Here is a 15,071-nt window from a genome sequence, read left to right as displayed (position 1 = left end):
CGGCGCTCCAAAACGTACCCGCCTATTTCGGCACCCAATAACTCGGCGTTTGCGCTCATGTAAACGAGTATAGCCAACCCCCGACCTTGGCCCCTGGTGCCAAATACCGGGGACGGGCCCACGCCCTCTCAACCTGCTAGCCCCACCCACCCACTCTTGGGCAGGAAAACCTGAAAAGAGCGTGCAAATCTGGAATAATAGTCAGGTCGACATCGGTGCCGACAAATTTCATATCCAACCTTTACAACGGACCGTCCGGCGCGTACCTGCCGGTGAAGGGATTAATTTATTATGGCAACTGTCACTTTTGACAAAGCAACACGTATCTATCCGGGCAACACCACCCCATCGGTGGACGAACTCAACTTGGAAATTGCCGACGGCGAATTCCTGGTTTTGGTCGGACCATCCGGCTGCGGCAAATCCACCTCGCTGCGGATGCTGGCAGGTTTGGAGGAAGTCAACTCCGGGCGCATCTTGATTGGCGACAAAGATGTCACGGACGTGCAGCCCAAAGATCGCGATATCGCGATGGTGTTCCAAAACTATGCCCTGTACCCGCATATGACGGTGCGGGACAATATGGGTTTCGCTCTGAAAATCGCGGGCACCCCGAAAGACGAAATCGCGAAGCGCGTCGAAGAGGCCGCCAAGGTCTTGGACTTGACCGAATACCTGGATCGCAAGCCAAAGGCTTTGTCCGGCGGGCAGCGTCAGCGCGTCGCAATGGGCCGAGCTATCGTGCGTAAACCCCAAGTGTTCCTGATGGACGAACCGCTGTCGAACTTGGACGCGAAACTGCGTGTGCAAACCCGCACCCAGATTGCTTCCTTGCAACGCAAACTGGGGGTCACCACCCTTTACGTGACCCACGACCAGACTGAAGCCCTGACGATGGGCGACCGGATTGCCGTGCTCAAGGACGGCATTTTGCAACAGGTCGGTTCCCCGGACGAGCTCTACCAGCACCCCCAGAATGACTTTGTGGCTGGCTTCATCGGCTCGCCCTCCATGAACCTGCGCAAGTTTAAGGTGGAAGGCGAAAAGGCGGTTCTCTACGGGGCCTCCCTGCCGATTTCCGCAGAGCAGCGCAACGCCTTGACTGAGGCTGACGGTGGCGAAGTCACAATCGGGTTCCGTCCCGAAGATTTGGAAATCACCACCGATACCGGCGACGGTGTGATGCCCATCGTGGTGGACATCATCGAAGAACTCGGTTCGGACGGCTACGTGTACGGTCACCTCGATGGCGCGACACAAGGGACTTCCGGTTCAGTGACGGAAGATCACCTGGTGGTGCGGGTTCCGCCGCGCACCGCCCCGAAGCCTGGCAGCGTCATGAATGTGCGGATTACCCCAGGTCATCAGCACGTCTTTAGTGCCGCGACCGGTAAGCGACTGCCCGACTAAGTCATCCGTCGGAGCGCCCCGTCAGGGCATCAGGACGGGTTGCATTTCGGCGAATAACGAAAAATAATCTGGGTGTGGTTCCCGCTTTTGGGCGGGAACCACCCTTTTATTTCCGCGGATATTCCGACCCGGTACGAAAACTTCCAACGATTTACGCAACAGCCAGAAATGTTAAAAGTAGTTGCTGTTTATGTGTGAAACATGTAAATTTGAAGGTAGTTCTGTTGGTGGTTGGCGATTTTCGATGTCACCCCATCACAACTGTGAAAGCTATTTGAATAAACCCCCTCAACTGGCAGGTAATCAACACCACCAAAACCCAACCACCTGCCGGTTGAAACTGGGCGATTCTGGATTCCAGAATCGCCCAGTTTTTTCTGAACCAACAGTCACCCACCGGTTGCGGCCTCAGTCCGAAGCCACCGTAAATTCCGGGGATACCCCGCCCAGATTGTATTTATAAGGTGGGATTTGGGCTGTAGCTGCCATTATTGGCAGCTACAGCCCAAATCCCACTCTTTATTCCACACACATTTATACTCAGTCGTTGGCGTGTTTATCCAGGAATTCGTAAACCTCGCGATCATCTACTCCGGGGAAAGTTCCCGGCGGGGTTGCCGCCAGCAAATGCGAGTGAACCTTGACGGATGGCCAGGCGTAACGCGCCCATCTGGCCTGCAAATCCGCGGAGGGCTCCCGGCAGCAAGTTGCGGCAGGACAACTGGATTGGAAACGCCGCGAGGTGTCCCGACCACGAAAGAACTGGGCGTGTTCAAAAGGCGTGCCCACCGAAATGGAAAAATCCCCCGCCCGGTAGCGTTCCAGCTTGGACACCGACCAATAGGTGCCGCTCGGGGTGTCGGTGTATTGATAATACGGAGCTGCCGGGTCGATTTGTGCAAACAGCTGGCGAGCTCCGAATTTGCGGCACGCCAGCTGCCCTTCAATCGAACCGTCATTATGCGTGGGAAACACAACGCCATCGTTGGCATAGGCCTTATAGATAGTTCCGTCCGTGCCAACTCGCAAGAAGTGCGCCGTAATGCCCAGGTGTCGGGTCGCCAGGTTCGTGAACCGGTGGGCGGCTGTCTCATAGGTAACGGCGACCCGGTCAGACAGATCCAAGATGGACAAATCCCGGCGCCGCTTGTCCTCCATCAGCTGGGCGACAGTGGCGGTTTCCGGCATCAGCACAGCCGAAGCGAAATAGTTAGCCTCGACCCGCTGACGCAAGAACTCGTGGTAGGACGTGGGTTTGGGATGGTTTAGCGCCTGGTCCCCCAGGGCGCGCAGAATCAGATTGCGCTGGTCCCGATCGCGGGCTTCCAGAGAGTTCAGATAGATTCGCTGATGTTTCAAGTCGGTGATGGAGCGTGCCCCGCGCGGCAAGTCGGGCAGCTTGACTATGGAAAATCCCAGGTAGTTGGCAATTTCTTCGACTCCGGATTGGAGCAGCGGCCCGCCGGCGAAACCGGTCGCCTCGGTGATTTCCGTGGCGAGTTGCTCAATGTCAGCCAGGTAGTTGTCTTTGTGGTGCATCTCGATATGCAGCTGTTGATTGGCTTTGCGCGCCGCCTCGGGGGAATCCAGACTGATTTCCGTGATTTGCCGCAGTTTCCGATGTGATGCGACCAGCGCTTTCAACGCGTCGTGAGGCAACCGCGGACCAATATGCACCTGGGGAATGCCCATTTTGACCGCCTCCGCACTGGTCTGGCACTCGTTCAGCTCCAGTTCCAGAGCAGCTCTTTCGTTGGGCGGACTGGGCTGCATCAACGTTTCGACATTGACTCCCAGCGCCGCCGCGATGGCAGTGAGCAGGCTCAGCCTCGGTTCGCGTTTGCCGTTCTCTATTTGGCTCAGAAGGGAGGTGGCGCGGTTGACCCGTTCCCCCAAGACGGCCAAAGTCATGCCTTGGCTGGTGCGAGCGTAACGAATCCGGGCGCCCAAGGTCGCCAAATCGATATCGTGATGGCGTTTACTCGCGTCCACCGGCGGCAACGAGGCAGGAATTTCGCCGCGGACAGGCTTTTTAGTGGTCATCGTCGCACCTCTAAATTCTTCCCCGCGAAGGGGACGCTCTTTCTCACTTATGTGAAAGTTTAGGATTTTTTCACAACCCCATTTTACGCCTACAGGGTCAAGGACAGCATTTTTTTATCTTATTGTAAACATTTGCATTTTTTTACACTATTTTGCCTTGAAAACGCCGACAACCCAGCGCCACAATAAAACTAATAAAAGTTTTCACTCAATGGCGAGCCTACAACCCCCGTAAGTTCACACCCTGAGTGCCCGACAAGTTAGGAACCGCAAAATGACCGAAACTGCTGAACAGCGCATTGCCCGCGTAGGCGCCGAAATCGACAAAGACTGGACGACCAACCCCCGCTGGAAAGGGGTCGTGCGCGATTACACCGGTGAACAGGTCGCTCGCCTCCAGGGCTCTATCACCCAGGAACACACTCTGGCCCGGCTGGGCGCTGAGAAACTCTGGAAGGCGCTGCACGAGAACGACTACGTGCACGCTTTGGGTGCCATCACCGGTAACCAGGCCGTAGAGATGGCGAAGGCCGGTTTGAAAGCTATCTACCTGTCCGGCTGGCAGGTCGCGGGCGACGGCAACTCTGCCTCTGAAACCTACCCCGACCAGTCCCTTTACCCCTACGATTCGGTGCCGAAGATGGTCAAGCGGATCAACAACGCTCTGGTGCGCGCCGATCAGGTGGACTACTCCGAAGGCAAGTCTGATGTGGACTACTTCCTGCCTATCGTGGCTGACGCGGAAGCCGGTTTCGGCGGCCCGCTGAACGCTTACGAACTGGCCAAGCACCTGATCGAGGCCGGTGCTTCCGGGATGCACTACGAGGATCAGCTGTCCTCGGCAAAGAAGTGCGGTCACTTGGGCGGCAAGGTGTTGATTCCGACCCAGCAGCACATCCAAAACTTGAAGGCGGCTCGTTTGGCGGCTGACGTAGAAGGCGTGCCGACCTTGCTGGTGGCTCGTACCGACTCCTTGGGCGCGAACCTCATCACTTCCGATGTGGACGAAACCGACAAGCCGTTCCTGACCGGCGAGCGCTCCCCTGAAGGCCACTACTACACCACCCCGGGTGCCGAGGTCGTTATCGCTCGTTTGCTGGCTTTCGCCCCCTACGCGGACTTGCTGTGGGTCGAAACCAACACCCCGGATCCCGAGTTGGCTCGCAAGGTCGCCGAAGCGGTCAAGGGCAAGTACCCGGACAAGATGCTGGCCTACAACTGCTCGCCGTCCTTCAACTGGAAAGCCAACCTGTCCGACGACCAAATCGCTTCCTTCCAGAAGGACTTGGGTGCGATGGGTTACGCCTTCCAGTTCATCACTCTGGCGGGCTTCCACCAGATCAACTACGGCATGTTCGACCTGGCCTACGGCTACGCTCGCGAAGGCATGAGCGCCTACGTGAAGTTGCAGCAGGCCGAGTTCGCCTCCGAGTCCCGCGGCTACACCGCCACCAAGCACCAGCGTGAGGTTGGTGCGGGCTACTTCGACTTGGTGTCCACCACCGTGAACCCCGAATCCTCTACCTTGGCGTTGAAGGGTTCCACCGAAGAAGCTCAGTTCTAATATCGTTGCGAATTCAACCCCCAAACCGGGCGGCGTCCTCGATTGCGAGACCGTCGACGCCGCCCGGTCACCCATCTATTGAGAAAAAAGAAAAGAGACACACATGGAACTCCGTCCTGTGAAAGTGGTTCATCCGGTCGTCGACGGCAAAGAAGTTGTAGTTGAGCGCGAGGACGAAATCCTCACCCCGGAAGCCTTGACTTTCCTGAAAAAACTGCACGTGAATTTTTCCGGGCGCCGCGCCGAGTTGCTGCATGATCGCCACGACCGCCGTCAGCAGCTGGTCAATGGGCGTCTGCCGCGCTTCTTGGTAGAGACCAAGGGCGTGCGCGAGGACGACTCGTGGAAAGTCGCCCCGCTGGGTCCCGGCCTGGAGGATCGCCGGGTCGAAATGACCGGCCCAACCGACCGTAAGATGACTATTAACGCCCTGAATTCCGGGGCTGCCGCGTGGATGGCAGACTTTGAGGATGCCAACACGCCCCACTGGGAAAACGTCATTGGCGGCCAGGTAAACCTGCGTGACGCGATTGCGGGAACTATCACGTTTGATTCCCCGCAAGGCAAGCACTACGAGCTAAAGGATCACGACATCACCAAGCTGCCGACCCTGCTGGTGCGTCCGCGCGGCTGGCACCTGGTGGAAAAGCACATCATGGCTGGTAACGAGCCGATGGTGGGCGCCTTGGTGGACTTCGGCCTGTACTTTTTCCACAACGCCAAGACGTTGATTGAAAAGGGCCGCGGACCGTACTTTTACCTACCAAAGATGGAGTCTCACCGGGAGGCGCGTCTGTGGGCTGACGTGTTTTCTTACGCCGAAGAGTACGTGGGGATTCCTCACGGCACGATTCGCGCCACCTGCTTGATTGAGACCATCATGGCTGCTTTCGAGATGGAAGAATTCCTCTATGAGCTGCGCGATTACAGCGCCGGGCTGAACGCGGGACGTTGGGACTACATTTTCTCGATTATTAAGAAGTTCCGCGATTCCGGCTCCAAGTACATCCTGCCGGATCGTGCTTTGGTCGGCATGACTGCCCCGATGATGCGCGCCTACACCGAGTTGTTGGTGAAAACGTGTCACAAGCGCGGGGCGTCGGCTATCGGCGGTATGTCTGCCTTTATCCCTTCCCGTGACGCGAGCGAAAACGCTGAGATTGAGCGGAAAGTCCGGGCGGATAAGTCCCGCGAGGCCGCCGATGGTTTCGACGGTTCGTGGTGCGCTCACCCCGGCATGGTGCCCTACATCCGCGATGAGTTCGACAAGGTTTTGGGCACGAACCCGAACCAAATCTCGAAGCAGCGTCCCGAGGTGAACGTTACGGCAGAGGACCTGTTGAACGTGTCCGCTACCGAGGGCGCAGTGAGCGAAGCGGGTGTGCGCACCAACATTTCGGTTTCCTTGCGCTACCTAGAATCTTGGTTGGGCGGCAACGGCGCGGTCGGCATTTTCGGCCTGATGGAAGACGCCGCGACCGCCGAGATTTCCCGCGCCCAGATTTGGCAGTGGATTCACAACCGCGTCAAGCTCGACGACGGCCGCGAGGTCACTCGCGAACTGTGCCAGTCCCTCATGGATGAGGAATCCGCGAAGTTCAAGGCGGAAATCGGGGATGACCCGCAGCGTCAAGCCAACCTGGCCCGCGCGGTCCAGATTTTTGGCGACATCTCTCTGCAAGATGAGTTCCCGACCTTCCTGACCGTTCCGGTTTACGCCAACTACGTGGCCTAGCGCCGCGGACGACGCGAAAACCGCAAAGAGCCGGTTTTGTACTGTTTGGTACAGAACCGGCTCTTTGTTATTTTCGCGTGGAAACCTAGGTCAGCGTAGGGCGCTGTAGATTTCACCGCGCACTGTTTCTGAAACCGCGCCGGTCCCACCAACCAAGTCGACCTTGCGAACACTGGCCCGATTCCGGGTCAGGAACTGGGTAGTGGGTTTAGTTAAGGTGTCCGTCCTGGTTAGCACCAGCGGTGAACCAGTGCGGGCGGTCAGCGAAGCCGCCAGGGTCGCGTCAGGGAAGTCCTTGCCGGTCGCCACCGCGATTCGCGCCGGATTCGGCGGGAAGTAAGCCGAAGCGACCTTTTGCGCGGTTTCGTACCGGTCGGTACCGACCTGCCTCTCATCGAGACGCACCGAACTTTCGGCAGCCGTTACTGCCGGTCCGCCCACTCCCACAACCTTTGCTGCCTTGGCAGAGTTCATCCAGCCTTGGCTGGCGTCATCCACCGTCTTCCTCGGGGTGAGCAACACCACGCCAACATTCTTGATGGCCGCCGATGAAGCGCTCAAAGCGTCCGGGTAGTCGGCGCCGGTCGCCAAGTACACATCGGAATTACTCTGGCCACGAGCCGCCAACAGGTGATCGGCAACGACTCTGGCAGTACCGTAGCGATCCTGGCCACCCAAGCGCTGCACTTGGAAGCCCGAAGTTCTCAGCTGGGACGCCGCCCCGGCACTGACGGCACCGACATCGCCCACCACAACAACTTTCGTAAATCCGTGGCTGCGCAAAGCCTCCACAACCCGATACGGGACTTGTTTAGACGGGGTCATCAGGATGGGCGCGTTGTAGTGCGCCGCCAGGGGACCGGCGACCAAAGCGTCAGGATAGTCGTCGTCACGCACCAATACTGCCGTAGCTGACCACGGACGATTCACCTTACCGGCATATTCGCTGTAAGCCGCCACGGAGTTCTGCCTCGATAAGCCAGGCGTGGTGGATTTTTCGCTAAAGAAGTCCAGCACCGCCAGGGACGTGCCAATCCGGTCGCGTCCCCCGTGACGCAGCACCAAATTATCGTTTACTGCGCCGGAGTCACCTGAACTATTGGGGTCATAGCCCGGTTGCGGGTTTGGCGTAGGCGTGGGGATGGGTTTCTCTTTTACCGTAAAGGTCACGTTCCGGTAGAACGGAATGGCCACGCCCGGCAAAGTAATGCGAATCACGGCCGTATAGGTGCCGGGACGTGCATTAGCTTTCAGCGTAACGACACCCGAGTTCGAGTCGAACTCGAAGAGGTCCTCGTTGCCGGTCGGTACGGTGCTAAACAGTGTCAGTTCCGGTTTATCGCTGCCGGTGTAGACCGACGGGGCGGGGGCGCGGGTGCCTTCCGTCACCTCCGGGACTTTGATGTCCGTGGTGACGGGGGCGGCGTGCAGGGGGATGTTGACCGTCTTGGTGACCTTGTAGAGGCAAAGAGTCGGTCCCGGTTGACCCGCACTCGGGTTGGTGTTTATCCCGCAATGGGTCTTATCCCACACCGTGATGGTGACCGGAATGTTTCCGTTCTGGGCTTTCTTGAGGTCATCTGCGGTGGGTTTCCACTTGAGTTTCACCTGGTTATCGGTGGTCACCAAGCTCATATCCCCAACTTTCGCCTGATTATTATTTGGATCCCACAGCTGGAACCAATAATTCCCCGAACCACCTACAGCCAGGACCGGCTTGGAAATTTGGAGATAATCCAGCCCCACGACCGCCGGGTTCATCGGTTCCACGCTCAACGCCAGGTCGTAGGGCGGGATATGAATGGTGTGGGAGATAATCTGGGTTTGACCGTTGGGCAGGGTGAGCTGGTAGGACAACCGATGATCCCCGGCTGCCTGAGGGGCCGGAGTACCGGTGACAGTAATCGAGCAGCTGCGCGTATCTCCGGTTCCGGCACAGTTCAATCCCTTGACCGTGAGACCGTCAATACTCTCATCGGTAAAGCGGGTGCCAGTAGAGCTGAACTTGCAATTACTGGTTCCCGTGCAGTAATCGCTGCCGTCCGGGTTCAGTTTCGTAACTGTAATAGGTTTGTTGGCGTTGTCTACCATATCGGCTGGAATTGTAGCCTCCACCAGCGTAGTTGGGTCCGGGTTCACCGGCTTACCAATCTTGACCTCCTTGGTGCCACCATTTCTACTGTCGATAGTTACGCGGCGCTGGTCGGTGACGTTCACACTGACCACAGCGGGTTTCGGGGCGTTGACCCCGTTCAGACCCACGTACCACACACAGAATGTGAGGGTTTTCCCTGCCGCGTCAACCGAGACCGGCTGGTTATTAGCCAGGGAAATCACCCCGTCTGAGTTCACTGTCAACCAGCCAGGCTTGGACCCTGCAGAGCAGCTTTCTACCTTTCCCAGCGTATTGCTTGGTTCGCGGGTGTGAAAGCCTTTTTGATTCGCAGCTCTGACTTGTTCGGAGGTCCAAGTATTCGAGCTGCTGAGGTCAACCGACGGGTTTTGCGGATCTTCCTTTACCAGCTGGGCGGAACCGAGCGTACTCGCGCCCACGGTGGTGTTGAGGGTGAGGTCGTAGACCTTTGGGGGGCGCTTGTCGGCAATGTTCACCGTGATAGCGGCCTTCTTAGTGCGCGAGGTCTTGTCGGAGTCCGCGACGACGAAATTCCCTTCCGCGCTTCCGCCCGGAATCGGAGTACCGTGGACGTTACCTTCTGAGTCCAGCACCAGCCCGGTGGTACCGATGGGATAGCACACTATCGACTTACCGCTGCTGGTCGTGCTTTCTACACCTGCAGGGCAAAGTACGGGGGAAACCCGCTTTCCATCCTTGTCCTCTACGTAATAGGTGTATGGGGCTTCCCCTCCTGTAACTTCCAGCTTCATCTTGGGTAAATCCTTGCCGTCAGCAGTGGTATCTACCTGAATTTTTTGCGTGCCATCCGGTTGGGTTTCCACTTTGACATCGGCGCCAGTGGCGGAGTTGCCTTTGAAAACCATGTCGGTTTCAATCAGCAAAGGCTTCGTTTGTTCGACACTCTGGTGGGCGCCGTCCAGCGACTTAACTTTAACCGTGATGCTGCCGTCATAAGTTTGGGTCGGGGCGCCGGAAATCGTGACCTTACCTCCGGTACAGGTGACCGTAAGTCCGGCTACCGGCGGGATAAGTTCACAAGTCGCGGTAATATCATCGGGACCTGTGTAGATGCCGACCTCTTTACTTACGCTACAAGTCCCATTACTGGGCGTCTCCGTGGGGGAGCCGTAACAGATACCTTTCTTGCCATCAGGCAGCTTGTTATCGCGCAGGGTCAAGGTCAGTTTCTTTTCCACCGTAATAGAGAAAGTCTTTTTAATCAGCTGGCCGGAGCCGTCAATGACCAAAACCTGAGCAGTATGGGTGCCGGGGTCGGCATTCGGCGGGATAGACCCGGAGAGCTTCCCGTTAGAGAGCATAAACAGACCCTGATGGTTAGGCTTTAACGGATTAGTCGAGCTGCTACCCGAAGTATCCCCGCCCAAGCCGGGAATGGGGAAACACTTCGGGCGAGTATCCGACTTAGGCTCACCCTGTGCGGCGCAATACACGGGGTCAATACCCAGATATCCAGCTCCACCCTTGAACTTGGCTTTCGCGTCAGCTTGGGCAGCGGTCTGAATGTCAGCAGTTTCCTTAGCCAGCGAGGTACTGAAACTGCCGTCCCCACCCTTGGCTTCGGCATAGTAAGCCGGATAAGGCGCACCTGGCACCCCGACCGTACCCAACTTCACCGTCTCATCATCGCTCTTAAACGGCGGGCCAGCCCATTCCAGCTTTTGCACCACCGGAATGTTCACGGTGGCGCTGCGCACGATTCCGTGTCCGTCAGTGACTTTCAGCTCGACCGCCAGTGATGTGGTGCCCTCGGGGATAGCCCCAGTGTTCCTGGATTTCAGCGTCAAGGTTTTCGCCCTCTGGCTTCCCATTGGCATCGCTGCATCACTAGAGTCTGCGGCCCTGAGGGTTAGCTTGTCAGCGTCCACTTTTTCACTGTTACCGTCACGCTTGTGGGCCGTGACTTTCTCAATCGTGTAGTTGGCGTCGCCTAGGGCGTAGGTGCCGTTCCAGGCGCTAGGGTTTTCGATTAGGGCCTGGGCCGTTCCTGCTTGTGTCGATGACATAATGGTTCCGCGGTAGTCGACCGTACCGACCGGGGAAGTGTATTGCCCACCATCGGCACGAATCATGCCGGTAGGAGTGCTGATGTTTAGCTGGAGCGGAGAAGCAAACACGCGCAGCGGTATCGACTTACTGGCGGTGAGGCCAGTCGGGTTACTGGGTATCTTGATGTCGGCTGTAATCGTGAGGGTAAAGTCCGTTACCCCGCTGAAATCTTGGGTGGCGTAGCCCACAATGGTGCAATCCGTTGGGGTGTTACACGTGTAAGCTCCATCAGTGCCCTTGTTAGCTTCGGTGTTACCGGCCATAACTTTGAATTTTTCGGGCAGGCCAGCAATCTTTACCGACTTGAGCGGTGCCGCTGTGGGGTCGGTGGAAGGGGTGACCAGCCACGTCATCACCGGAATGCCCTTAACGCCGCTGCTGTCCAAAGTGACTTTGGTGAAGTCCAGGCCTTGCCAGGCGTAGCGTTCCCGTTCGTCCGTATTGAACTTCGGCTGACGGCTATCGTTGACGATGAAAGTGAAATCTTTAGTCGTGGTTAAACCATTGTGATCCGTGACTTTAACCTGGCAGGTCGTGGTTCCGCCCTTGGTAAAAGCGTCTGCGGAGACCTTAATCGTGGCGCCGTCCGCCGTCACCTTGTCATTGGTCGGGTCGCAACTCACTAGTTCGACCGTGTCAATCTGTCCAGACCCGCCGGTCACCCCAATACGGATGTCTGCCGCTTGGCCGACCTCGACAGTGGCTCTGGTTACCGTAATAGTAGGCTCGCGCGTATCAGTCACCTTAAAGGTTACCTTTGGGGTAATTTTGATTGGCTTACCACCAGCATCATCCTGGAGCATAACCTGGTAGTCACCCAGGTTAAACGTGCCGTTGGTGCCCTGTGTACCGGGCTGTCCGGGTTTGAGGGTGCCCACGAGTTTCCCGTCAGGAGTCAAAGCCAGGCCGGTATCACCCAGCGGATAGTTCCCCTGCGAATCAGGCTGGACGTTATCAATAGAGTACTTCCCGGTCGCAATAACTTTCCCGTTTTTCTCAATCTTTGGGACGGGCAATACCTGGTTGCTTGGCTCAGCGGTTTTAACCGTGCCATTTTCGTCCAACTCCGGCACTGTGGCACTCGGCGTCACCTTGAAATCGTTTACCGAGTCGGAGAATGCCGAAGCCACCGTGATCTGGAATGGCTTGGTAATCGGATTGCTGCCCGGCGCGCTGGAAGCCACCGTCACAGTAACAGTAACAGTCTGGTCACTAACGAGCTCCGTAGGAGTACCGGAAATCTCTCCAGTCTCGGAATCAATGGACAACCCCGCGGGCAAACCAGACGCCGAATAGGTATATTTGGCGCTCTGGCAATTCTTGTCAGCGTCCAGCCCATAACAAGTATCACCGCTACCCTCTGTCGGAGTAAAGGGTTTAATTGCACTGCCAGCGTAGAAAGTGTCAGAAGGCGCTGTTGGTTCACTTGCGGTGAACTTGTCATTCACCGGAATCTTGATAGTGACCGATATACTGCCCGCCTGATTGGAGTTATCCGTCAGGGTAAATGAGACCGTAGCCACCTTCCCAGCCCCATCCCTGGGCACACCCGACAGGCACACATCGTTATTCTCAACTTTGATGGTCATGCCAGTGGGCACGCCGGTCGGAGTTCCACTGCTATAGGGCTTAGTTCCGCCCGAAACACCCAAACATTGCGAGCCGTAATTTTCGCCAATGGTGGCGATGGGCATGGTGGTCTTGGCGACCGACAATTCCTTGCCAATATGCAGGGGGCGGGTGAGGGTTCGCTGAACCCCGTTCGCATCCTTGACGGTAATCGTCACGGAGTAGTCTTTATTCTCATCAGGTATTGTACCGGACAGTACAATATTGCCGCTATCGAGTTCGGCGGTAACGCCATCCGGCAAACCGGTCACACTACCAACCAAGGCGTAAGGCCCGGTTCCGCCGCTCACGGTCGCTATAGTGGCTGGGTTGGTGGTCAGATTCCGGTCGTTGCTCAGAGTCCCGGCATTAGCTTCCGTCACCGCCAAGTCAGACGCCGCCACAACCAGGTTTTTCACGATGGTGGTGGTCTTGCCGTTTGCAGCGGTGGCGATAATGGTGATGGGGTAGGTCCCAGATTTCCCAGAAGCAATCTTATTGGGCTTGAGGGTGCCGCTTCCGGGGTGGAATTCTACACCCTGGGGCAGCCCCTCGACGGTCCACGAGGTAATCTTCGGCCCGTATTTGGTCGTACCCTGAGGCAAATCTGTCCAGCCCTTGACATCCTGACCCTCCTTACCAGTCAAGTTCTTACTAGCAAGGCTGCTCAAGTCCGGTACTCGGTTGTCCACGACGGTGTACGTGATGGTGGCAGGCTCGCTGACGTTGCCGTTCTTATCCGTCACCGTCACGCTAAACGTACCCTTCGCGCTGGTGACATGGCCAGGGAGGGGCGTTCCTTTAACGGTCAGTACATTCTTTTCCAACTCCACCTGCAACCATTCAGGCTGAGTCCCGTTAACTTGTACGCTCTTATATTGCCCGGAGCCGTCACTAACCGGTATGACCTGGTTCACATTTTCGCCGACCTCGGCGTTTATCTTGGTCGCGGTAACCACAGGCTTGCGGGTGTCAGCGATAGAAAACACCAGGTTGGATTTCTTAGTTTGCGCCGGAGAATCCGAATCGGTAACGCTCACCACCACGGCGGCGCTGGCACCGGGCTTCGGAGTGCCCACGAGATGACCCGTGGACTTGTCCAGGAACAAACCCGTGTCCCCCAGGGCACAGTTGCCCTGGTCGTCGGTATTGTCGCAGGGTAGAGTCCGATAAGCGTGAGGATCGACCCCGCCCGTAACCAAAGACGGAATGTTTAGGGATTGACCGTCCTTAACAGCCTGTTCCTCCAGGTTAATCCCGATAGTAGGCAAATCAGATTTGACGTTGTCTTTCACGCTGTTCCACGCGTTATCGCTGATATTGCCAGGTTTGCCACCATTGGCGGCTTGTTTCAGGGTCACTCCCTCGGGTACATTACCCTGTGGCTCATTGGTGAATTTCAGGTCGGTGGCTACCGGAATAAATGCTTCTACGGTGACGGTTCGCCCCGCATTCCCGGTCACGTAAATATTCAGGGAGGATCCGGGCGCCATCGTCTTGGGCCACGTTCCGGTCAAACAGATATCTCCACCCGCGTTGTTGGTCGGGGCGCTACCGCACCAATCAGCTTTTAGTTGCTTGGCGGAATCGGCAACTCCGGCGTTATAGGCGTCCAGCCCTTCCACCCGCGGGTCGGAATAAGGCACAGCGCCGCCGGACACGGTAGCGATTTTAAGTTTGTTGCCCTCTCCGACCGGCTGGTTCTTTTCGCCCTTGCACACGTACTTATCGTGCTTATCGGCTCCGCTCTTCGGCTTATCGCACAGAGTAGTGAGTTCCAACAGCGGGTGAATGACCAGCGTTTTCTCTGCACCTGCGTACAGGCCGGCTTTATGCTGGGCACTGTCGGTGACCTCCAGTTTAGACAGGTCAATAGTGCCCGGCACCTTTGGGGTTCCGGTGATGCGCCCGTCACGTTCCAGGCACAGCCCCGAATCCTTCTTGTCTATGGTGTACAAGGCCCATCCGGTACAGCTCTTCGGAGAGGAAGGCTGCGCGTGTCCGGAACCGGCGGTGAACCCGAACCCGTAGCTACCACTACCTCCCGAAGCAGTAAACCGGAAAGTTGAGCCGTCCTTCTGCTGGTACACCGCCCCTACAGCGGCGCTGGGCAGTTTTTTGTAGCTCGCAAACTCTAGTGGCGGATAAATCGCCGGGGTAAACACCCGGTCAATGCTGACCGCGGCAGTACCCGTTCCGGCGGTCACCTGCAGGGTATAGGTTTTGCCGTTTTTTAGCGCACCGTCACTACACTTGAGTTTCGGTTTGGAATCTCCGGTCACGCGACAGCCACTGACCGCATTACCATGCGAGTCGAAAACCTGGTACTTCTTGTTGAGGCTATCGGCACCGGTGGCGGGGTTAAAGGTCCACTCATAAGCCTGTCGGGTGGTGCCGCCCGGCGCTATGCCCGGCTCAAACACCAGGGTGGAGGGCGAGACAGTAATTTTCACGCTAAACTCAGCCGACCATTTTCCATTCACACCCAACGCTTTCAAGGGAACCTG

5 protein-coding genes are annotated in these 15,071 nt (G+C 57.1%); 3 read left to right on the top strand and 2 right to left on the bottom strand.

Going from position 1 to position 15,071, the window contains the following annotated elements:
* Window positions 1-291 precede the first annotated feature (291 nt).
* On the top strand, window positions 292-1,410 hold the full coding sequence (locus tag Q0X47_RS07850; RefSeq protein ID WP_297724726.1) for an ABC transporter ATP-binding protein: 1,119 nt from the start codon (window positions 292-294) through the stop codon (window positions 1,408-1,410).
* A 540-nt stretch (window positions 1,411-1,950) separates the two neighbouring features.
* On the opposite strand, the gene Q0X47_RS07845 is transcribed toward Q0X47_RS07850, so the two are convergent.
* Window positions 1,951-3,453 (bottom strand): helix-turn-helix transcriptional regulator, encoded by a 1,503-nt coding sequence (locus tag Q0X47_RS07845; protein WP_297724723.1) that lies wholly within the window; start codon window positions 3,451-3,453, stop codon window positions 1,951-1,953.
* A 274-nt stretch (window positions 3,454-3,727) separates the two neighbouring features.
* On the opposite strand from Q0X47_RS07845, the gene aceA reads away from it, so the two are divergent.
* Together aceA and aceB are read left to right on the top strand one after the other, a co-directional pair.
* Window positions 3,728-5,017: an isocitrate lyase gene (gene aceA, locus Q0X47_RS07840; RefSeq protein WP_297724720.1), complete on the top strand. Its 1,290-nt coding sequence runs from the start codon at window positions 3,728-3,730 to the stop codon at window positions 5,015-5,017.
* A gap of 103 nt (window positions 5,018-5,120) precedes the next feature.
* A complete protein-coding gene (gene aceB / locus Q0X47_RS07835; protein WP_297724717.1) occupies window positions 5,121-6,752 on the top strand; it encodes a malate synthase A in 1,632 nt (543 codons plus the stop codon).
* Between the two features lie 90 nt (window positions 6,753-6,842).
* On the opposite strand, the gene Q0X47_RS07830 is transcribed toward aceB, so the two are convergent.
* Window positions 6,843-15,047 (bottom strand): cell wall-binding repeat-containing protein, encoded by an 8,205-nt coding sequence (locus Q0X47_RS07830; RefSeq protein WP_297724714.1) that lies wholly within the window; start codon window positions 15,045-15,047, stop codon window positions 6,843-6,845.
* Window positions 15,048-15,071: the final 24 nt, after the last annotated feature.

This window comes from uncultured Mobiluncus sp. (assembly GCF_947254095.1).
Classification (GTDB): domain Bacteria; phylum Actinomycetota; class Actinomycetes; order Actinomycetales; family Actinomycetaceae; genus Mobiluncus.
This window is presented reverse-complemented; position numbering and strand designations above follow the sequence as displayed.